The 19,758-nt window shown below is 52.1% G+C and carries 22 protein-coding genes and 1 riboswitch; of the genes, 17 read left to right on the forward strand and 5 right to left on the reverse strand.

The features are described 5' to 3' along the window. The 6 genes from IEY53_RS07330 to IEY53_RS07355 all read left to right on the forward strand — a co-directional run bounded on the left by IEY53_RS07330 (position 1) and on the right by IEY53_RS07355 (position 4,290). The gene (locus IEY53_RS07330) at positions 1-477 is read left to right on the forward strand and encodes a Na+/H+ antiporter subunit E (protein ID WP_189023458.1); all 477 of its coding nucleotides are present in this window, start codon (positions 1-3) and stop codon (positions 475-477) included. Beyond that, on the forward strand, positions 477-770 hold the full coding sequence (locus IEY53_RS07335; protein ID WP_189023460.1) for a Na(+)/H(+) antiporter subunit F1: 294 nt from the start codon (positions 477-479) through the stop codon (positions 768-770). Before IEY53_RS07330 ends, IEY53_RS07335 begins: the two co-directional genes overlap by 1 nt. After that, complete coding sequence (mnhG, locus tag IEY53_RS07340) at positions 760-1,128, forward strand: monovalent cation/H(+) antiporter subunit G (protein WP_189023462.1); 369 nt, start codon at positions 760-762, stop codon at positions 1,126-1,128. The genes IEY53_RS07335 and mnhG overlap by 11 nt, the downstream gene beginning before the upstream one ends. 16 nt (positions 1,129-1,144) lie before the next feature. Next, a riboswitch (cyclic di-AMP (ydaO/yuaA leader) is annotated at positions 1,145-1,305 on the forward strand. An 8-nt stretch (positions 1,306-1,313) separates the two neighbouring features. Then, complete coding sequence (locus tag IEY53_RS07345) at positions 1,314-2,111, forward strand: alpha/beta fold hydrolase (protein ID WP_189023464.1); 798 nt, start codon at positions 1,314-1,316, stop codon at positions 2,109-2,111. Positions 2,112-2,121: 10 nt separating this feature from the next. Further along, complete coding sequence (locus IEY53_RS07350) at positions 2,122-2,436, forward strand: hypothetical protein (protein WP_189023466.1); 315 nt, start codon at positions 2,122-2,124, stop codon at positions 2,434-2,436. Between the two features lie 807 nt (positions 2,437-3,243). Next, entirely contained in the window at positions 3,244-4,290 is a 1,047-nt protein-coding gene (locus tag IEY53_RS07355) for a Rieske 2Fe-2S domain-containing protein (RefSeq protein ID WP_189023468.1), read from the forward strand. 105 nt (positions 4,291-4,395) lie between these two features. Here IEY53_RS07355 and thiD read toward each other — a convergent pair whose 3' ends face one another. The 3 genes from thiD to IEY53_RS07370 all read right to left on the reverse strand — a co-directional run bounded on the left by thiD (position 4,396) and on the right by IEY53_RS07370 (position 7,220). Continuing rightward, complete coding sequence (gene thiD, locus IEY53_RS07360) at positions 4,396-5,208, reverse strand: bifunctional hydroxymethylpyrimidine kinase/phosphomethylpyrimidine kinase (RefSeq protein WP_189023469.1); 813 nt, start codon at positions 5,206-5,208, stop codon at positions 4,396-4,398. Positions 5,209-5,298: 90 nt separating this feature from the next. Further along, complete coding sequence (locus IEY53_RS07365; protein WP_189023471.1) at positions 5,299-6,687, reverse strand: DUF4850 domain-containing protein; 1,389 nt, start codon at positions 6,685-6,687, stop codon at positions 5,299-5,301. After that, positions 6,684-7,220, reverse strand: coding sequence for an RNA polymerase sigma factor (locus IEY53_RS07370; RefSeq protein ID WP_189023473.1), 537 nt, complete (start codon positions 7,218-7,220; stop codon positions 6,684-6,686). Before IEY53_RS07370 ends, IEY53_RS07365 begins: the two co-directional genes overlap by 4 nt. A 454-nt stretch (positions 7,221-7,674) precedes the next feature. Between IEY53_RS07370 and IEY53_RS07375 the strand changes: the two genes are divergently transcribed. The 7 genes from IEY53_RS07375 to IEY53_RS07405 all read left to right on the forward strand — a co-directional run bounded on the left by IEY53_RS07375 (position 7,675) and on the right by IEY53_RS07405 (position 13,941). Beyond that, complete coding sequence (locus tag IEY53_RS07375) at positions 7,675-8,718, forward strand: ROK family protein (protein ID WP_189023475.1); 1,044 nt, start codon at positions 7,675-7,677, stop codon at positions 8,716-8,718. Between the two features lie 3 nt (positions 8,719-8,721). Continuing rightward, positions 8,722-9,954, forward strand: coding sequence for an MFS transporter (locus IEY53_RS07380; protein ID WP_189023477.1), 1,233 nt, complete (start codon positions 8,722-8,724; stop codon positions 9,952-9,954). Positions 9,955-10,088: 134 nt separating this feature from the next. Continuing rightward, positions 10,089-11,183 carry a glycosyltransferase gene (locus IEY53_RS07385; RefSeq protein WP_189023479.1) on the forward strand — a complete coding sequence of 365 codons (1,095 nt, stop codon included), beginning with the start codon at positions 10,089-10,091 and terminating at the stop codon, positions 11,181-11,183. A gap of 99 nt (positions 11,184-11,282) precedes the next feature. Further along, positions 11,283-11,687, forward strand: a complete 405-nt coding sequence (locus tag IEY53_RS07390; RefSeq protein WP_189023481.1) for a hypothetical protein — start codon at positions 11,283-11,285, stop codon at positions 11,685-11,687. A gap of 5 nt (positions 11,688-11,692) precedes the next feature. After that, positions 11,693-12,094, forward strand: coding sequence for a hypothetical protein (locus tag IEY53_RS07395; RefSeq protein WP_189023483.1), 402 nt, complete (start codon positions 11,693-11,695; stop codon positions 12,092-12,094). Positions 12,095-12,321: 227 nt separating this feature from the next. Further along, entirely contained in the window at positions 12,322-12,693 is a 372-nt protein-coding gene (locus tag IEY53_RS07400; protein WP_189023485.1) for a hypothetical protein, read from the forward strand. 15 nt (positions 12,694-12,708) lie between these two features. After that, on the forward strand, positions 12,709-13,941 hold the full coding sequence (locus tag IEY53_RS07405; RefSeq protein WP_189023487.1) for a sialidase family protein: 1,233 nt from the start codon (positions 12,709-12,711) through the stop codon (positions 13,939-13,941). Positions 13,942-13,950: 9 nt separating this feature from the next. On the opposite strand, the gene IEY53_RS07410 is transcribed toward IEY53_RS07405, so the two are convergent. Further along, positions 13,951-14,979: a glycosyltransferase family 4 protein gene (locus IEY53_RS07410; RefSeq protein ID WP_189023489.1), complete on the reverse strand. Its 1,029-nt coding sequence runs from the start codon at positions 14,977-14,979 to the stop codon at positions 13,951-13,953. A gap of 195 nt (positions 14,980-15,174) precedes the next feature. Beyond that, on the reverse strand, positions 15,175-16,005 hold the full coding sequence (locus IEY53_RS07415; protein ID WP_189023490.1) for a sugar phosphate isomerase/epimerase family protein: 831 nt from the start codon (positions 16,003-16,005) through the stop codon (positions 15,175-15,177). 762 nt (positions 16,006-16,767) lie between these two features. Between IEY53_RS07415 and IEY53_RS07420 the strand changes: the two genes are divergently transcribed. The 4 genes from IEY53_RS07420 to IEY53_RS07435 all read left to right on the forward strand — a co-directional run bounded on the left by IEY53_RS07420 (position 16,768) and on the right by IEY53_RS07435 (position 19,723). Beyond that, positions 16,768-17,175 carry a ribbon-helix-helix domain-containing protein gene (locus IEY53_RS07420; protein WP_189023492.1) on the forward strand — a complete coding sequence of 136 codons (408 nt, stop codon included), beginning with the start codon at positions 16,768-16,770 and terminating at the stop codon, positions 17,173-17,175. A 124-nt stretch (positions 17,176-17,299) separates the two neighbouring features. Beyond that, entirely contained in the window at positions 17,300-18,271 is a 972-nt protein-coding gene (locus IEY53_RS07425; RefSeq protein ID WP_189023494.1) for an acetylxylan esterase, read from the forward strand. An 89-nt stretch (positions 18,272-18,360) separates the two neighbouring features. Then, entirely contained in the window at positions 18,361-19,128 is a 768-nt protein-coding gene (locus tag IEY53_RS07430; RefSeq protein WP_189023496.1) for an isocitrate lyase/PEP mutase family protein, read from the forward strand. Positions 19,129-19,156: 28 nt separating this feature from the next. After that, positions 19,157-19,723, forward strand: coding sequence for a bifunctional transcriptional activator/DNA repair enzyme AdaA (locus tag IEY53_RS07435; RefSeq protein ID WP_189023498.1), 567 nt, complete (start codon positions 19,157-19,159; stop codon positions 19,721-19,723). Positions 19,724-19,758 lie beyond the last annotated feature (35 nt).

Raw genomic sequence — 19,758 nt, forward strand, 5'->3', positions numbered from 1 at the left:
ATGGCCTATCAAATCTTATTAAATCTGTTCATTGCAATTCTGTGGATGCTGCTATATAATGACTGGTCGGTATCCCGGTTTACAATGGGTTTCCTGCTCGGAATTGCCGTTCTGCTCGTATTGCGTAAATTTCGCAAGGAGCCGTTTTATCTGAAGCGGGTATGGTCCATACTGAAGCTGCTGCTATTATTCGGACGTGAACTTGTGGTGTCGAGCCTGACAGTCATCAGGCATATTCTGCGTCCGAAGCTGACCATCCGTCCCGGTATTTTTGCCTATGAGACCACTCTCGTCTCGGATTGGGAGGTTACGATTCTGTCTTGTCTGATTTGTCTGACCCCGGGAACCCTGACCCTTGAGGTATCCCCGGAAGGCCGGACCCTCTATATTCATGCGATGGATATCGAAGATGCGGAGCAACTCAGAGAGCAGATTCGCGGAACCTTTGAACAAGCGATCCTGGAGGTGACGCGGTGATGGTGCCGATACTTTTGACAACAGCCCTGACCATTCTCGCCTTGGCCACTTTGGCCTGCTCCTACCGCTTGATTAAAGGCCCGACGCGCTCGGACCGCATCGCCGCCCTGGATACGATAGGGATCAATCTTCTGGCTATGATTGCTGTCCTTTGTATGCAGCTGAAGACGCAGGATTTTATTGAAATTGTTCTGGTGATAGGCATTCTTACCTTTATAGGAACAACGGCGTTGGCCAGATATATTGAAAGAGGGTCCGTAATCGAACAAGGGGGTGAGGACTATGATCGGTGAGCTGCTTATTGCATTGCTGGTATTGCTGGGGGCCTTGTTCTGCGCTTTGAGCGCTTTTGGGCTGATCCGCCTGCCGGATGTGTACCTGCGTTCCCACGCCGCAACCAAAAGTGCCACGCTTGGTGTACTTTGTGTCCTGCTCGGGGCCTTCCTTTACTTCTGGTTCTATCTAGATACGGTCAGTGTTAAGCTGCTGCTTGCTATTGCGTTTGTCTTTATTACTTCACCGGTAGCCGGGCACCTTAATGGAAGATCGGCTTACCGCTCAGGAGTTCCCTTATGGGAGAACAGCGTTCAGGATGATCTAAAGCCTGTATTGGAAAAGGCACAGAAAGATGCATCTGTACACAGGAAATGATAGTCTTTTCAAGACATGGTTATAATCGCTGAATTCCAGACAGGAAGCGGGGGAACCAATGATGGATGCCGGTCTACGGCCGCAATCATCAGGGGTGAATCTCGAATAGATTCGAGTAGGGCCACTCTTCGGGTCCGAATCCGTCAGCTAACCCCGTAAGCGTAGGAGAGAGGAGGCAGATGATTTTGCCGCAGATACAATTGAATGGAACTTCCCTTTATTATGAAAAATACGGTGCCGGTGTCCCCCTGGTGTTCATCCACGATCACCTTACCTCACATCATCTGTTCGAGCCGCAAGTCGAATATTTCCGTAAGCGGCTGCAGGTCATAGTCCTGGATCTGAGAGGAAGCGGATTGTCGGGCAAAATGAATGTGGAGGTCAACCGTATCCTGGATACACAGTGTGAAGACTTGAGAGCGCTGCTGGAAAACCTGGGGATACCCAAGGTAATTCTGGTGGCCTGCTCCAGCGGTGGAGTGCTGGCTCAGAAATTTGCCGTGCAGCACCCCGAACAGGTCAGTGCGCTGGTGCTGGTGGACAGCGGGCTGTTTGACCATATCTCTATGAAAAACCGGAAGCTGTGGGATTTTATTGAGACCTGCACCTGGATATCCCATTATCTGCCGGCGGAGTTCTTCATCCGTTCCTTAAGAATGACCTATAACAAGTGGCTGCCGGCCTACCATATTCTCCGCAAAGAGCTGCTGCATAAACGGCCGACGGAGTTAATCAAACAGCGGATCGCTTTACGTCAGATTGACATGTTTGCTTATGCGGAGCGGCTCCGGATTCCCGTCCTGTGCGTGGCAGGGAGCCAGAATGAGTGGGGCCTCAAGCAGGCCCGGAGGACGGCGGCGCTGTTTCCTGCGGCCCAGCTGGCGGTTCTGCCTGATGCGATGTACCCCAGTCATTTATGTCAGCCCCAGGATTTTAACCGGCTGCTCTTAAATTTCTTGATGGATCAGCATCTAAGGGAGTGATAGGCACGTTATGATTTCTGTTCAGCCGTATTACAAAGTGGAGAGGGTTGTCACCCCACTGGAGCAGCAGACGGTTACACATTATCGAACGCTGCAATTGTATGAGAGCAAGATTGTTTCGGCTTACCGGGAGTTTCCCTTGAGTGAGGTGTATGATCTGTCGTTCAAAAGAATCGGGGAAAACCCCGGCCACGGGGTGCTGTATTTGCACGCCAAGCAAGGGGTATTCCCTTATATGGTGGAAAAAGATCCTGCCAACTTTATAAATGAGTTTATGAATTTAATGAAGAAATCGGCGCCCGGCAAAGGAAGTGGATTTTTGTAATAGGAAAACCTCCAACTAATCACTCGATTTCAATGGTGAAAACTTGTCCCGCATAAAACAGCGACCCGAACAAGGGGCTGTTCGCGGAGCGCACGCCTGTAAAAACAAAGGGACGTTCCATACAGCCATTTCATGGCTTAAGCTTCAGATGAAATAGGCGGTGCAGGAGGATTGGGCTCCATCAGCGGAGTGAAGCGGACAGAGAAGTCCCTATTTTGCGAAAAAGTCTGTTTTCCTGGCGAATTCGGACTCAGGAGCCGTTATATCGTTCGTTTGAGCCTGGAATGAGGGGAGATAGGACAATTAGCGGAATCTCTGTCCGTTTGTCCATCTGAATAGGCGAATCCTCCCCAATAAGGGATTTCCTGTCCGCATCAGCCGCGGATAGATCGTAAAGGGACCTCATCGTGTCCGCAGAGGGACCCAGGCCAAATCGAAAAGTACAACAATGGTCTTAACCACTGTATATGGGCGAGAGTTGTGTACGTTGTACTACAATGTGAGTTCTTAGCAAGCCAAATGACGATAATCTTGCCTGTTGTACAACAATCCGGGCATCGTAAGCTCCGAGTTGTTATTCACCCGTTAGGGTGATTTTTTTTGTGTGGATGTAGAACAATGAAAGTTCAATTGCGTCAGAATGCATAACATTTGGAGTGTATTTTTGGAATGTTGAACGAAAAACACAATTTCCTCGTTGCTCATTCATGAATTATGGTAGTAAAATATACGCAACGAGTAATATAAGATAACATATACTGCTATTGACTGTGTAAACATATAGCGAATCAGAGAGGTGGAGCAAACATGATCGAAGAAATAAAGAAACTGCCGTCAGATACAGAACTTCCCCGTGATTGCACCTTCTCGCCTGAGGATTGGCGCATATTATCGGAGTACTGGTACCCGGTTGCGATTGCCGATGAGATTCAGGAGAAGCCGGTTGCTGTGAAGCTTTTGGATATGAAGCTGGTCTGTTACCGCAGTCATGGCAAGGTGGTCATTGCCCGCGACCTGTGCTTTCACCGGGGGGCCCCTCTGAGTCTTGGCTGGGTGGAGGAAGGAGAGATTGTTTGTCCTTATCACGGATTTCGTTATAATTGCGAGGGCAAATGCACCGCCGTTCCGGCGCATCCCAGCGCCAAAATCTCACCCAAGCTGAAATTGACGGTGTATCCCGCAGTTGAGCGTTATGGCTTGATCTGGACGTCGCTGGCTTCGGCTGTGGAACAAATACCAACATTCCCCGGATGGGAGGATCCCGATTTTATCAATATCCTGCCGCCGAGCTTTGATATTGCAGGTTCATCCGGCCGGCAGATGGAAGGGTTTCTGGACGTCTCACACTTTGCTTACGTCCACACGGAAACCTTTGGGGACCGCAATAACACGGAGGTTCCGCAATATAAAGTCAAACGCGAAGGCGATCAATTGCTGGCCGAATATTGGAGTACAGTGAGCAACTATGGAAAAGGCCAGGAGAACCCGGCCCCGGAAGGATTCATGTGGCTGCGCGAATTCCGCGTATTCCCGCCGTTTGCGGCCTCGCTCACCGTACATTTTCCGGAGAACGGCAGACTGATGATCTTGAACTGCGCGTCACCGGTATCTGCCCGCTACACCCGGCTTTTCTGCCCGATCTCGAGAAATTTTGACAAAAATGCTCCTGTTGAGGATACGATCCGATTCAATCTGCAAGTGTTTCAGGAGGACCGGGAGATGGTCGAATCCCAGACACCGGAAGATCTGCCGCTGGACCTGTTGGCCGAAGCCCATATTCCCGCCGACCGCACCTCCATTGCCTACCGCCAGTTGTTAACCGAGATCGGGCTTGGCAGAACGTATACCTCCTGATCACTATCGTTACAATGGCAGCAGGGACTCAAGCAGGTTAACCTGACTGGGCACAGCAAATCAGCCTGATTCGCAAGTGGAATCCGGCTGATTCTTGTGGCGATTTTATTTCTCCAGACGGTAGCCGCCATGGAAGACTGGTCCAACATACTGGTTCAGGGCGAAACCGCTGCGGATGGCTGCCGAGACAAAGTCTTTGGCTTTGGCCACTGCCTTGTCTACCGGAAGCCCGCTTGCCAGACCGCCGGTAATCGCGGCGGCAAAGGTGCAGCCTGCGCCGTGATTATGTGCCGGTTCGATCTTGGCCACTTCAAAGACGGTGAACCCGGAGCCGTCATAGAATACATCTATGGCTTGATCACCGCCGAGTGCCTTGCCGCCTTTGACGACAACATTCCGGGCGCCGAGGCCATGGATCAGCCGGGCGGCTTCCTTCATATCCTCAAGCGTAGTAAGCTTGCCGAGACCTGACAATACACCGGCCTCAAACAGGTTGGGTGTCGTTACGGTGGCCAGGGGCAGCAGCAAATCACGGATGGCCTGGGCGCTGTCCGGATTAAGCACTTCATCTTCGCCTTTGCACACCATAACCGGATCGATCACGACATTGGTCTGTAAATTCTCTTTAATGGCCTGTTCGGCCACACGTACAATATCGACACTGCCCAGCATGCCGGTCTTCATGGCATCTACCGGACCGCCTGCAAAGATGGTCTTCAGCTGCTCGGCAACGATAGCGGCATCCACGGGATATACATTATGATGCCAGCCGTTGTCGGGGTCCATCGTCACAATGGTCGTCAAGGCGCTGAAGCCGTAGGTGCCATATTCTTCAAAGGTTTTGAGATCGGCCTGTATGCCTGCGCCTCCACTGGAGTCACTTCCGGCGATGGTTAGGGTTGTGATAATTTTTGACAAGGTGAACGTCTCCTTCTGCGATATCTCAATTCATAAAATACGAATTGAATAGATTATAGCAAAAATCGGCACCCGCGTCTTTCCTTTCGCTTATTCTTCCGGATGCTCCAAAGCCAGCAGCACCTGTTTGATTGTCTTGTCATAGTGGAAAGGCACCTCACTGTCGCCTCCGGTCCAGTAGACTACCAGCAGGTTGGCGCCCCGAAAGACATGCGGGTAGATGCGGGCGCCCCCGTCGTAGGTCGTGCGGTTAATCTCAAGCTTGAGCGCATCCAGCCCGGCTGCGGTCTCTGTTTGGTCAGCGTAAGTATACACGGACAACCGTTCCGGCCGGGAAGGCGAATCCGTTCGATCGATGATCAGTTCGTCCGGCCATACGCCGTTGAGCTTTTTTTGGAAAAGCTGCTCTTCTCCAGCCTTGACCCCGCTCAGCTTCATGCCCTGCTCCTGTAAGGCGGTCACCAGTGTACCGATAGTGTAGGCATTTGGTTCCGTGCTCTTGGATTCTGCGGGCGGAAGTCGAGGCGGACCCTGATTCTCCGCAAAAAAGCTCATGATCGTATCCAGCATCTGCTGCTGCTTCAGGATGGAGGTTAAACGTATTTCCAGCTGCCGGTGCAAATATCCCCATTCTCCTTCTTCATAATAGGCGGAGCCGGAGGCTTCGTACCCCTCAGCATCGGCAGCCAGCGTATATCTTACGGTGCGTGCCCCGGTTCCGGCAGTACCCAGGACATAACGTTCGACGAATTCCGGAGAATCGGCGTCCGATACGGCAAATCCTTGCTCCTCGGCCCAGGCAGCTTTGCCCGGAAAATAAGTCCCGATGCTGCCAATGGCGCAGCCTGCACAACCCCACGCATTGTCGGTGTAGTGGAGAGTTTCTCCCGGGTCGTCCGGGTTCTGGAGGGTTACGCCATAAGAACCGTTTGCCCCAACCAATGCGGAAGCCTGCCAGCCGGCTGGGGCCAGAAGCAGATAACCGCCCTCCATATCGGGGCGGTACACCAGAACCGCCTCCAGCTGATCCGCAAGCTCCCCGGCGATCGGGAAGGACATTTGCGGCAGTTCAGGAACTCGTGTATTCACCGGATGGGTTCCGTCATCCACATGCAGAACTGCGCGCGTGACCTGAAGCGGAAGCTCGACTTCACCACTGCCATCCGTAGACGGAAAGGCCAGTGTTAACGCGGCATCCGATCCCGGCAATGTTCCGTTGCCCGTAGCGGACGGGCTGGGAGCGGCTAGGCCCGGAAGGTTCTGTCCGCCGGAGATCCGGCCGATCCCTGTATATCCGATGAATAGGGCAACTGCAAGCACAAGCCCCAGCGCTCCGGCAAAAGTCCAGGTGCGGGGACGCCGCCGCTGCCTGGAGTTGACACGCTGCTCCACATCCTGCTGCATTTGCGGGGTGAAGTGATTGCCTTTGAACGGTTTTGAGGCCAGTTGTTTCTCCCAATCTGTAGAAGGTTTGTTCATTCGGGTGTCAGCTCCTTTTCCCAGAGATCATTCATTTGACGGCGGGCCCGCCGCAGGCGCGACTTGGCTGCAGACAGAGACACACCGAGGGTCTGCGCCAATTCATCCATGGTCAGGCCATAATGTGCCTGGAGGATCAGGACTTCCCTGTATTTTCGGGGGAGGCTGAGTACAAGCCCCCAGACCTCGCCGCTTAACGACTGGCGCAGAAAGTCTTCCTCAGCGGATTCCGCCGTGAGGTCCAGTCCCGCCGTTTCTTTTAACGTAACCCTCCTGACAAAAGCGGTGCTTCGGTATGAATACCAGCGGTTGCGGGCAATTTGCAGCAGCCAGGTCTTCACGGAAGCTTCACCCCGGAAGGAGTGAAGGTATTTGTAGGCTCTGATGAATGTCTCCTGCGCGATATCATCGGCAACGGCCCTGTTGCGGGCGAGAAAATAGGCATAATTCCACACGTCTTCGCCGTAGGTTTCCATTAAAGTGGTTAATGCGCTTGCGTTCATGCTGGAGAATTCCGCTGGTTCGCTTGACATGCTGCCCCTCCTTTGTTCTATAACTCTATTGACCTTTAGAGCTGCGGAAAAGTTGCTTTTTGTCCGTCAGCCGGCATGGAATAGACTGAAGTGGGGTCATAAACTGCACTTCAGGCTCATAATCTGGTAGGGGGAACGAAGCAGTCCTTGGGAGAGGAAATGCCGTCCGAAGAGCCATCCTAAAGCGGGATTGGAGGCGGACGCGATGAGTATTGATCAACTCATTTCTTTGCTCGTTCTTGTTATTATGATCGTACAGCTTGCGGGTTACAAGGGGAAACCCTAAGCGCAAGCCCCACTGTACTTGGGTTTTTCAATCCCGTAACTGTCCGGGGTTGGAAAGCCCCTTTTTTATATTCAGACAGCTTTCTGTTGACAGATATAAAGGAAGTTGTTATTGTGTTCAAAGTTATTAAAATACTTTAATAAAGTATTTATATATTGGAGGGGGAAGATGGAACGGATCAGCGGCAACGCGATTGTCATCAAAGAGGTGAATATGAACCTGGTACGCAAAGCGCTGCGGGAGCGGGGAAGCGGAACGAAACAGCAGCTTGCGGAAGCTACGGGACTAAGCCTTGTAACTGTAGGAACCGTATTGCAGCAATTGCTGCAAACCCAAGAGGTTAAAGAAGGGGGACTGGCTTCCTCCAGAGGAGGGCGTCCGGCTCAGGAATTCAAGTACAACGAGGATTATGCACAGGCGCTTATTGTTTATACGCATGAACAAGATGGGCGGATTACAGTCCGCAGCACGGTGGTCAACCTGTACGGCAAGGCTGTACATCAGGCGGAATGTGAAGTTGAAGGGGTGAACATTCCCGTCTTGGAGCGGATCATTGACGGACTGCTGGCGGAATACCCGGCTGTTCAGGCCATCGGTTTGGGGCTGCCGGGGGCGGAATTCGCGGGTACAATGGTTGTTTCCGACTACAAGGAGCTTATAGGACAACCAGTTACGGCGCATTTGCAGGAACGCTACGGCGTGCCGGTCATTATGGAGAACGATGTGAATGCGGCAGTCCTTGGCTTCAGCAAAAACAGTGGACTCCCGAAAAACCGGACGGTTGTATACATTTATTTTCCCGAGCTGTACCCGCCCGGATCGGGAATTATGATTCAAGGCAAGCTTCACAAGGGAAAGGGCAACTTTGCGGGTGAAATATCCTGGCTGCCCTTAGGAATTGATTGGACAGAGGCGGGGCTGTATGCTTCTTTTGAACGGCTCAGCGGGGCCCTGGCTAAGCTGATCGTCACCCTCAGCAGTATTTTGAATCCGGACACGGTGGTTCTGTACGGCAGCTCCCTGACTCCGGAGCATCTTCCGGCCATAACGGGGTCATGCCGTGCACAGCTTCCGGCCGGTGCTGTTCCGGAACTGCTGCTTTCCAAAGATTTTGCCGTTGATTACATCGGCGGGATGATCGAACGGACCCTCGCAACACTCGAACCGGATATTGTACTCTCAAGGCATTCCGTGGATAAAGGTGGTAATTGATATATGGCAACGCTTTTCTTGATTATTATTTATTTGGCTTTTATCAGTCTGGGGCTCCCGGATTCCCTGCTGGGTGTGGCCTGGCCGCTCATCCGGCCGGAACTGGGAGCCCCGCTTGCGGCGGCAGGTTATCTTTCCATGACGGTGGCAGGCGGAACTATCGTGTCCAGCTTGGCCAGCGGCTTCGTCATACACAGGTTCGGCACAGGAAAAGTGACTTTGGTCAGCTGCATGCTGACAGCATGCGCATTGCTGGGTTTTTCTTTCTCAACCTCGGTTCTATGGCTTGCCTTACTCGCAGTGCCGCTTGGACTGGGTGCAGGAGCGGTGGATGCTGGACTTAACAATTATGTCGCGTCCCATTACAAGGCGCATCATATGAGCTGGCTGCATTGTTTCTGGGGAATCGGCGCTACCCTTGGACCGATTATCATGTCCCGTTATATTCTTTCGGAGCACTCCTGGAGAAGCGGATACCTTGCGGTGGCCTGGATTCAGTTCGCTCTGGTGGCGCTGCTGTTCTTAACGCTCCCGTTGTGGAAAAGGACCGGGCATGAGGCGGCCGGCTCACCCGGGCCGGCTGCTGCAGAACAGCCGGTTCAGGAGGCGGGCGACGGCTCGCGTCATTTCGTGAAATCCGGTGTTGTGAAGCCGCTGCAGATTAAAGGTGTCAAGCTAACGCTGCTAACTTTTCTGCTCTATTGCGGCGTTGAGACGACAATGGGGTTATGGGGCAGCAGTTTTTTGGTCAATGTGAAGGGAGTTGACGTTGCAGTAGCGGCGCAATGGGTATCTTTGTATTTTTCAGGCATTACTGCCGGCCGGCTAATCACGGGCTTTATTACACTGAAGGTCAAAAGCCGCATCCTCATCCGGGCCGGGCAGCTGACAGCCTTAACGGGTGCGGTGCTGCTGCTGCTTCCGTTGCCGCTTTATTGCTCGCTGGCCGGCTTTATTCTCGTAGGCTTGGGCTGTGCGCCTATCTTCCCGTGCCTGCTGCATGAGACGCCTGCCCGTTTCGGCAAGGACCATTCCCAGCGGATTATGGGGTATCAGATGGCGATGGCCTACACAGGGACGACTCTGTTGCCGCCGCTGCTGGGGCTGATGGCCACACGCACCCCTTTGGGGATGGGGATCTTTCCGTATCTGGTGACGCTGTACGCAGTGGCGATGATGTTCAGTTCGGAGAAGATCAACAGCCTTCTCAAGACCCGTTTTGCAGGGGACAGATAGCTTCTTTCGGGTAATTTACGGTCCTTAGTTATTTTTGGGGGAAGTGCAGGGATGCTTAGCTCGGTTGCTTGCATATCAATATAGAACCGGACCCCGCGCGATCACATAACCAAAATAACTATAGGAGGGTGTACATGATTACGATCAGCTTGTGTATGATCGTCCGCAATGAAGAACAAGGGTTGCCCCGCTGCCTGGCTTCCGTGGGCGAGATTGCAGATGAGATTATCATAGTGGACACCGGGTCTACGGACCGGACCCCAGAGGTGGCCAGCTCCTTCGGAGCTGTATTGTATGAGTTTGAGTGGATCGACGATTTCTCGGCCGCCCGCAACTTTGCCTTCAGTAAAGCGACCCAGGAGTATATTCTATGGCTCGATGCGGATGATTATCTGAAAGAAAAGGATTACAAGCTTTTTATGAAACTAAAAGAAGAGCTGCCGGAGTCCATACACACTGTCAATATGCAGTATAATCTGGCTTTTGATTCCGAAGGGAATGTTACTTCAAGCTTGCGCCGCAACCGTCTCGTCCGGCGAAGCTGCAATTTCAAATGGATCGGTCCGGTGCATGAATATCTGGAGGTAAGCGGCCCTTCTTTCAGAAGTGATGTCTGTGTCAGCCATGCAAAAGACAAGGAGCATACGGACCGAAACCTGCGTATCTATCAAAAACGTGCGCAGCAGGGCGAAGTGTTCTCTCCAAGGGACCAGTATTATTATGCCAATGAGCTGCGGGATCACGGGCTGAATGAAGAAGCCTGCCGTTATTATGAGACATTCCTCACCGGCGGCCTTGGCTGGATTGAAGATAATATTCAAGCCTGCATGAAGCTTGCAGAATGCCGGGAGCGGCTTGGCGATGCGGAAGGCGCATTTCAGGCACTGTGCCGAACCTTGCAATATGACAGCCCCCGCCCGGAATGCTGCTGCCGTCTGGGTGCCTGGCTGTTCGAGAGGGGCAGGCTGCAGGCTGCGGTGTACTGGTATGAGACTGCGGTGGGTCTGCCGAGTCTGGACGATTCCATGGGACTAAGGAATGCCGCTTATTCCACCTGGCTGCCGCACCTGCAGCTGGCCTTATGTTATGACCGGCTGGGCGAGCGTGAGAAGGCGAATATTCATAATGAAACGGCAATCCGCTATTATCCCTCCCATCCGAGCATGATTTATAACCGGAATTATTTCAGGGAAGTACTGGGTGACAAGTACGAGGAGCTGCAGACATAGGATAAGATTATGGAGCGGTATGTCCGCTTTGTCCAGACACTTTGTAGCTGAGTTCATATGTTGTTCAAGAGGAAGGGTACGATGAAGAGGGGGTAGCGGATGACTCAGGTGATTGACTTTGGAAAAAGTGTATTGTCCAGCTTTAGCCAGTCCATTTCGATACCGGTAGCCGGTTCACCGTCAAGCAATGCATTGCCTGAATTTGGTCTGGCCACGGCCCAGGCTGGTAATGTCATACTCAATGCTTCTGTAGGTATACAAACGGTTCTGGGGAGTCCCGATTTTCTGTTTTCGATTCTACGCGGCGATACAACGATTTTTACAGTTAAGGCTAGTGCGATGGCTGTGAAATTGTATGAGTCCTATTGTTTTTCGTATGTCGACACGAATGTGCCTGCCGGGTATTTTTCGTATAAACTGACGGTATCCATTGTCAACCCCAGTGCGTCCAATACGGCAAATTTGATAGGTCCTGTGAATTTTTCGGGACTTTCGCTGGGGTGACGGACATGAGGACAATTATCGATTTCGGCAAAAGTCTCCCGACCAGCTTCAGTCAATCCGCCTCACTTTCCGTAATCAGCGTTCCGGACAGCATGATTCTGGGCCAGTTCGGAGTGAACGTCGGTACGAATGGCTCTGTACAGCTGCAGGCAACGGTAGGGCTTCAAAACTCCGGAATCTCTGCTTCCGATGTGATCTTGACGATTAAACGGAATGGGATGAACATTTACATGATCCGTTCCAGCAGTCCGGTGGACCATCTGTTCGACGCGGTTTCAATAGCGTATGTGGATACAGGCATTCCTGCAGGATACACTGCATATGCATTAACCGTTTCTTCCATTTCCAGCGTGAATCCTCCCAGTGTTATAGGGCCCATTATCTTTTCGGGCTTGTCGATTGTTTAAATGACAGCGGGGCTGTCCCAAAGCCATGAAGTGGCTGCTTGGGATAGCCCTTATTGTTTGTGAGTAGGCCTGATGTCAGCGCTCGGTGTGAACGCACCGCGAACGGACCGTTGTGCTCCATCTAAATGACTGCCCGGTATAGGACAATTTAAGCATACATATGTATAAGAGACGATCACAAGGTCACTGGGAAGCACAAAAAAATGAAGTCTGGAAGGAGGCGGATAATGCCCTTCACGACGGGAGCGGTATACAACCCGGCAGCAGGTTCTACCCATGCCGACAGGGTTCAGGTCTCATGCCTGAATGATTCCAATAGTAATACAATCAACATTTCTTTGTTGATTTTTCAGTTCAGGGGCGCGAGCTTTACCCGGATACCGGTCGGCGAAGCGCTGTTTCAGGTTAATCCCCAGCAGCTTATAGTCCAGTCCTACTCTGTGAATCTGGCTGATTATTATGAAGTGCAGCTCAACTTTTACAGCGCGGTCAATACGATTGTAAATATCCATACCGTGGATGCGGCCGGGACGGTTCTGCATAACATTCTTCAGACTCAGCTAACCTATATTGACAGGTTGTCCCTGATTTCAACATGAAATGGAGGATCAGCATTGGTTAACGTGAATGTTACCGCCAATTTACCGGGCAACCATATTGAACCCTCTATTGCGGTAAACACCTTGAGCCCGAACTTTTTGGTGGCGGTCTCTGTGGATGACAGTACCGGAACTGCGCTTACAGGCGTTTACCGTTCAGAGAATGGCGGCCAAACCTGGTCCGGCACCATTTTGCCGCAGGCCCCGGGGTATATGAGTGCGGAAGCTCCAACCATTGACTATACCTTTCCGAATACGTTTATTGTGGCTGTCCATTTTTTCAATGAGTTTAATGACGGTACGATTGCGACCTACACCTCTTTCGATAACGGCCTTACGTTTAATCCGCCCGTTCTGGCACAATTAGGTTATGGGCTGTATGTTCATAACGATGAGCCATTCATAGCCGTGGACCGGTCGCCCTCCAGCCCTTATCGGGGAAATGCCTATATCGGGTATACACCTATTTATGATTTGTCGGTGAACTCGGCGATCTTTTTTCAGCGTTCTGTCGATCAAGGCTTAAGCTGGGAGCGGCCGCAAAGAATCTCCGATCCCAGAGGGCAACTGAATCGTGCGGCTTTGGCTGTGGGCCTGGCGGGAGAGGTGTATGCAGGGTATATCCAGCTTGGTCCCGCCCCCAAATATGCCTATATCCGCGTGTCGCAGGACGGCGGTCTCACTTTCAGTCCGCCCGTCACACGTGAGGCGACATTTCTGGCCAACACCGTTCCGGTGCCCAGTCCTCTCCCGGTGCCGAATTATGCCTTCCGGGTGCAGACCAACCTGAGCCTGGGAACCGATATTTCCGCCGGACCCTTTGGAGGCTTCGTGTATGCGGTCTGGAACGATTTCCGTTTGGGTTATGCCGATATTTTCTTTTCCCGTTCTCAGGATGGTTTGTTATGGTCCACCCCCGTGAACATTACGGGAGCACCGGCCGGCTCGCAGAATTTTTCCCCTTCCATCACCGTTTCGCCGTTCAATGGAACCATAAGAGTAATCTATTATACGAATCGGCTGGACGGCTTCCTGCTCGATGTTTTTGTCGCGGAGTCCTTCAACAGCGGATTGTCTTTCAGCAACCGGCGTTTAACGGATGTATCCACGAATCCTAACGGCACTTCTCCAACGCCAGTTCTGCTTATCGGGGATTATATTACTGCGGCGACTATTTTTCCGGATACCCTGGCTGCGGTCTGGAATGATACACGCACAGGAAAACAGGATGTTATTTTTGGCAATTAGAAGATTGGTTTAGAAAAATGAAGTAACGGCTTGCTCAAATGTCAGTACACTGTTCTCCCAAGTCCAGCTGAAGGTGTCCAGCTCCCCTTGACGGGCCAAACGTTGTCTAAGGCCCACATCTTTTGCGAGCCGGATGATATCTTCAGCGAGCCGGTTCTCATGCCGGTAGGACAGCAGGCAGTTTTCTTCATGACGGGCATATTCCAGATTACCGCCCGAGTATACGGATACCAAGGCCGCGCCGCAGCGCATCGCTTCCAGTCCCGGCAGAGAGCCGGTGTCAAAAATACTTGAGCTTACAAAAATATCGGCCCCATTGTAGTGATAACATAGCTCCTGATCGTCATTTGGCGTGAAGAACCGGTAGTATCCGCTGGCCTTCAAGCTCTGCAGCCAACCCGAGGAGTAGAACTCATCCGGCGGACTAATAAGATTAATCGTTACCTCCGGGCATGCCGCATGGACCAGATCCAGCTGGCGGAGCAAATAGTCCTGCTCACGATGCCAGGAGAAGCCGTGCTCGGTTTTGCGCAGGATGGCACTGACATTAAGCGGTTCCTGCAGGGTGTGGCGGATATGCATATTATGAAAGGCGGGGCTGATGCCGACCGGAACGATATGTCCGGTGATCCCGTGATTCAGACGGATCAGCTCCTGCTGCCATTTTGACAATACAATCAGGTTGCGGGTTGTGTTATAAGAGGGGAATGACACTTCATTTTCCGGCAAAAAAAGCGGCTCGTAGCACAAGGACAATCTGACGTGTCGCCCTTTTCCATTCTGGCTGGCAGCCTCGGCTACAGCGACAGTTGTATAAAAGTTGGAGACGATCACGTCGGCGCCCGGGAAATCGGATTCCCGCAGTACCGTATGGTCTGTACGATGGATATGGGAATGTACCGCATAGCAAACTACGCCATCCAGCGGCATGAGGATGGTCACATGATGCCCCCGGGCGGTAAGACCGTTAGTGAGCTCGACCAGCATACGCTGCGCACCGCCATGGCATAAGGTCAGAATGGGAAATGTGAACCTCATCGTATAATCCACCCCTTCTGCAAGAACTGCATAAACTCCAATCCATTATGTATACTATTTTATTCAATCCGGCTGTTAAAGTTCCAGACTTGACGGACAATGGGTGCCAATCCATGAAATGGCGATAAAAAGACCCGTGTCAGAGGCTGGCTTTGAACTTCAAGCCATTCTGGACACGGGTGATACAGGCTGTTGTTATTTGCTGGACAGTTTCTTCAGCAGCGCTACGGTCTCATTGATTTGCGGGCCGGTGATATTCTCCAGCGACACATCGATCATGGGCTTATGCTCCTGCAGCTTGGACAGGAATGTTGCCGTGTGGAAAGCCCCGCCTCCGGGAGGACCCTGGTGCATCGTATTGTCCGAATAGTAGATATCTTTCAGATGGGCCAGAATGATCCGGTCCCCGAACAGCTTGAAGGAGCTGTCGACAATTTCGTCCTGGCGGTCGATGTCTTCCCCGATCAGGTTGCAAGGGTCAAACACCACGCCAATCGAGCTTGTAGGAACCTCGTCAAGGATCCGCCGCATTTTCTCGGGAGAGGACAAGGTATGTGAGGACACTCCCTCAAGTCCGAGGAATACCCCCCATTTATCAGCCTCCTCCGCCAGTTCCTCTACGGTTGCCCGCAAGGTCTCCCAGCCTATTTCTTCATAACGGAAAGGATCGAGCTCCTGAAAGGTGGTGAGTGCGCCGGTCTCGGTGGCCACCATGGGGGCGCCGAAGTGACGGGCGTACCGGAGATGCTCCTTGAAGCGTTCGATTTCCTGCCTGCGGACTGCCGGATCGGGATGGACCGGGTTGATATAGCAGCCCAGTACACCAATGCGGATGCCGGCCCGCTCGAAGGCTTCTCCGATATAATTGGCCAAGCCGGGACTCAGCTTGCCGGTCGAGGTATCAAGGTCCTGAATAGCTTTGGACAAGGCCAGTTGTACGAAGCTGATATCGTGGCGCTGCAGCTCCGCCGTCAGTTCGTTAAGGGGCAGGCAGCCCACGGTGTGGGCAAGTGTTCCGTATCTCATCAGACAATCACTCCTTTTGAAATGTATGAAACGTTTAGCATTAATATTAATCATAATAAGGGTTGTAAAGGGTTGCAAGGATAAAGTTGTCTGCGGCTGCCAAATCAGGGGAGGAAATATAGAGCGCTTTCTTCAAAAGGGAGGCGGGACACCAGGGTACCTGGACACATGAATAATCTGGCGGTAACAATATGAACATTTTGTGGCGGACACGTTGAACGGTAGCGGGGCGTTGGAACTCTAATGGAACTATACCGGAACTCTGCTGGAACTTTGCTGGAACTCTGCCGGAGCTCTACCGGTATGGCCCAGCCGAAGCAGTACCTACCAGTACGTTTTAGGGCTAAAAGTAATTTTAATGTATTTGATGCAGCGAAATCGCACTGGGATGGCTCGAAAGTCCATTCTGATGTATTTCGTGCAGCGAATGTTTAGAAAAGAGGGGGTTTTCAGCCTTTTCAGCGATTCCTGATGTATCAAATACATTCAAATCGAATAAAAGCCGGGTTTACTCGCAGCCTGATGTACAAAGTGCATTGAAATACGAATTCACCCTTAGCGGCGCCATTTCCTTTCGCATTCCTTCTTCATCCCTGTCCGTCACCCGGCACTGTGAAGAATAAGCATTGACTAACTGGATATGATTGTTTGCTATAGCGCTGGGATGATTTATATATGTGATCACAATGTGATTACAATGTGTTGACAACGTGATTGCGGATGAATACAATTAGTGTATTCTTTTAAGGAGGTATGAGCCGGGTGGATATGAATTTGAACATACGTATATCAAAAGACCTAAAAGAAAGTTTTCAGCAGGTTGCCAAGGAAAATAATAAAGATACCTCGTCCCTGGTGCGTGACTGGATTTCGGCCTATGTAGCTGAACATCAGAGATCTAATGAAGAGATGGCTGTAGAAATGTATATAGCAGGGTACGAGTTGCAACAAGCGCTTGGCGGAAGAGAGCAGGTTAACAAGGCGTTTGTAAAACAACTGCAGGAATATTCCTTAACGAATCAAAAGGAATTTACACAGCTTTTACTAACCACCTATTTGGACCTTGATCTGACGATCCCTTCAAATGTTACGAAAACGTATAAAGGGTTCGCTTTTTCCCAAATGTTTTTGCTTGGCTTAATCGGGGACAAACCGAAGGGGAATTTATAGGTTATTGATGGGGCCGGCAGTTCCATTTTCTTCCGCAAAGCGCCTGTTTTTTCTGTATAATAGGGCTGAAGCTTTAAGCTTGTTGAACTTAAGGCGAAATTTAGAGGTACAGAGGAGACTTTGCATGAATACGATTGAACTTCGCAAGCAGGAATTGGAGAACTGCCGCCCGGAGCCGACGCTTGATTCTGCAACGGTGAACCGCTTCTGGGATGAAAGGCTTGAGCATTATGAACAGAAGCCGCTGCAGATGGTCAGTGTTCCTGAAACCACCCCGTATTCCGGGATGGAGGTCCGCAAAGTAAGCTTCCAGGGGTTCGACGACACGACAGTCAATGCCTGGTACATACTGCCTTCCGGCTACCAAGAGGAAGACGGGAAATTGCCATGTGTGGTCACTTTCCCCGGTTATAGCGGCGACCGCGGCTACCCGGAACGTTACGCCTCCTGGCTGCTGCTGGGCTACGCCGTCCTGGCTGTTGATGTACGGGGGCAGGGCGGCGAGACCGGCAATCTGCTGCCACACGAGAGCGGGACGATCAGAGGCTGGATTACGCAGGGACTGCTGGATAAGGAGCGCTCCTATTATATGGCGGTGGCCATTGATTCAGTTCGCGCGATCGAGGTAGCCGCCGGACTGCCGGGCGTAGACCCTGCCCGGATTGGCGTCATCGGCGGCAGCCAGGGCGGTGGCCTTGCGCTGCTCACCGGGGCACTGAGTAGACGTGTGGCGGCTATTGTGGCGGATATTCCCAACCTGTGCCGCCTGGACTTCGGCGTGCTGAATTCCAGCAGCTCCCTGACGGAGATTGCCGATCATGTGCGGCGTTATCCGGAGCGGCTGGAGCAGATCCTGTACACGCTGGCCCATTTTGACATCGTCAATCTGGCTCCGCGGATTACGGCTCCTGTGCTGATGTCCGCAGGCTGGAAGGATACGGTCTGCATGCCCGAGACCATTTATGCCGCCTATAACCGGATTGAATCGCCCAAGCAGATCAATGATTATCCGTTCTCCGGGCATGAGGTCAGTGAATATCAGCACCGGCAGGCGGTACAGTTTTTTCAGCAGCATCTGGGGAATTCAGCGAGATAACCTGCCGACTATAAGCGCAAGAATAAGGACGAAATGTAACGCTGCCCCCTGTTAGAATGAGGTACATCCAATCTTAGGGGGCAGCACACATGAACCATATTCAGCAATTCAATGAACTGCACACTGCAGAAGAGATTTTATTCTTGGGCAACGCCTGGGATCTGTTATCGGCCTTCCAACTGGAGCAAGCGGGTTTCCGCGCTATCGGGACTACCAGCTGGGGAATTGCCGGTTCGCTGGGGCTGGCTGACGGAGAGCTCGTCGATTTTGACCGCCATCTTGGCATTATCAAATCAATAGTAGACCATGTGAAAGTCCCGGTGACTGCCGATCTGGAAGCAGGTTACGGAGAACACACGGCAACTATTGTTCATAATGTGCTCAAAGCGGCGGATATCGGTGTGGCCGGCATCAATTTGGAGGATTCGCTAAAAGGCCAGACCGGACTTCGCGAAAGCAGCCGGCATGGCAAGCTCTTGTCCGACATCAGAACAGCGCTCATACAGCGCGGGTTCAAGGATTTGTATATCAATGCCAGGATTGATACCTATCTGCAACAACCTGAACCGCTGGCGGAGACGCTGGAACGGGCTGCTGTTTATGTGGAGAGCGGGGCAAGCGGAATATTTGTGCCGGGGCTGAAGGCGGAGGCGGACATTAGGTTAATTGCGCAGGAAATACACGTTCCTCTGAATGTGATGTCTTTACCGGGACTGACGGAAGGCAATACACTGAAGGAATGGGGCGTGAAGCGGTTCAGCTTCGGCAATGCTTTGTTTGACAAGATTACCGCTTGCCTGGAGCATCACGCAGCACAATGCATAGAGGGGCAATCCACAGCACATTTATATCGTTGAGGAAGCTTATCGGAAAGGGGGGGACCGGATGGAGGCCAACATTAATCTGACTTTTGAGGAAATGTGGGAAAAAATCATGGCCTGCGACCGGACGTATGACGGGCTGTTCTTCACCGCAGTCAAGACCACGGGCATCTATTGCCGTCCTTCATGCCGGTCCCGCAAGCCGAAACCGCAAAATGTCGATTTCTACACTAATCTTAACGAGGTGGAGCGGGCAGGCTTTCGCGCCTGCAAACGATGCCAGCCGGAAGTGGACCACTCACCGGACATTGCCGTGGTGCGGAAAGTCACCGCTTTTCTGCTGAAGGAATACAGAGAGCCGCTGTTATTGCAGGATATTGCCGAGCACGCAGGCCTGAGCCCCTATTATCTGGAGCGCCTGTTCAAGCAGGAGACATCCGACACCCCGCGTTCTTATCTGGAAAAAATACGCATCGGCAAAGCCGCCCATCTACTCAGAAGCAGCAGCCTGACCAATCTGGAAATCTGCTACGCCACCGGCTTCCAGACTCCATCCAATTTCTATAAGGTGTTCCGCCGTCTGCACGGCTGCCCGCCCAGTGAATACCGCAAGCTTCACGGACGAGCTTAGGGGAGCGGGCTGCACCCTAGGGAGGCAGGCGAAGA

The sequence above is a fragment of the Paenibacillus albidus genome (assembly GCF_014644435.1).
Classification (GTDB): Bacteria; Bacillota; Bacilli; order Paenibacillales; family Paenibacillaceae; genus Paenibacillus_AQ; species Paenibacillus_AQ albidus.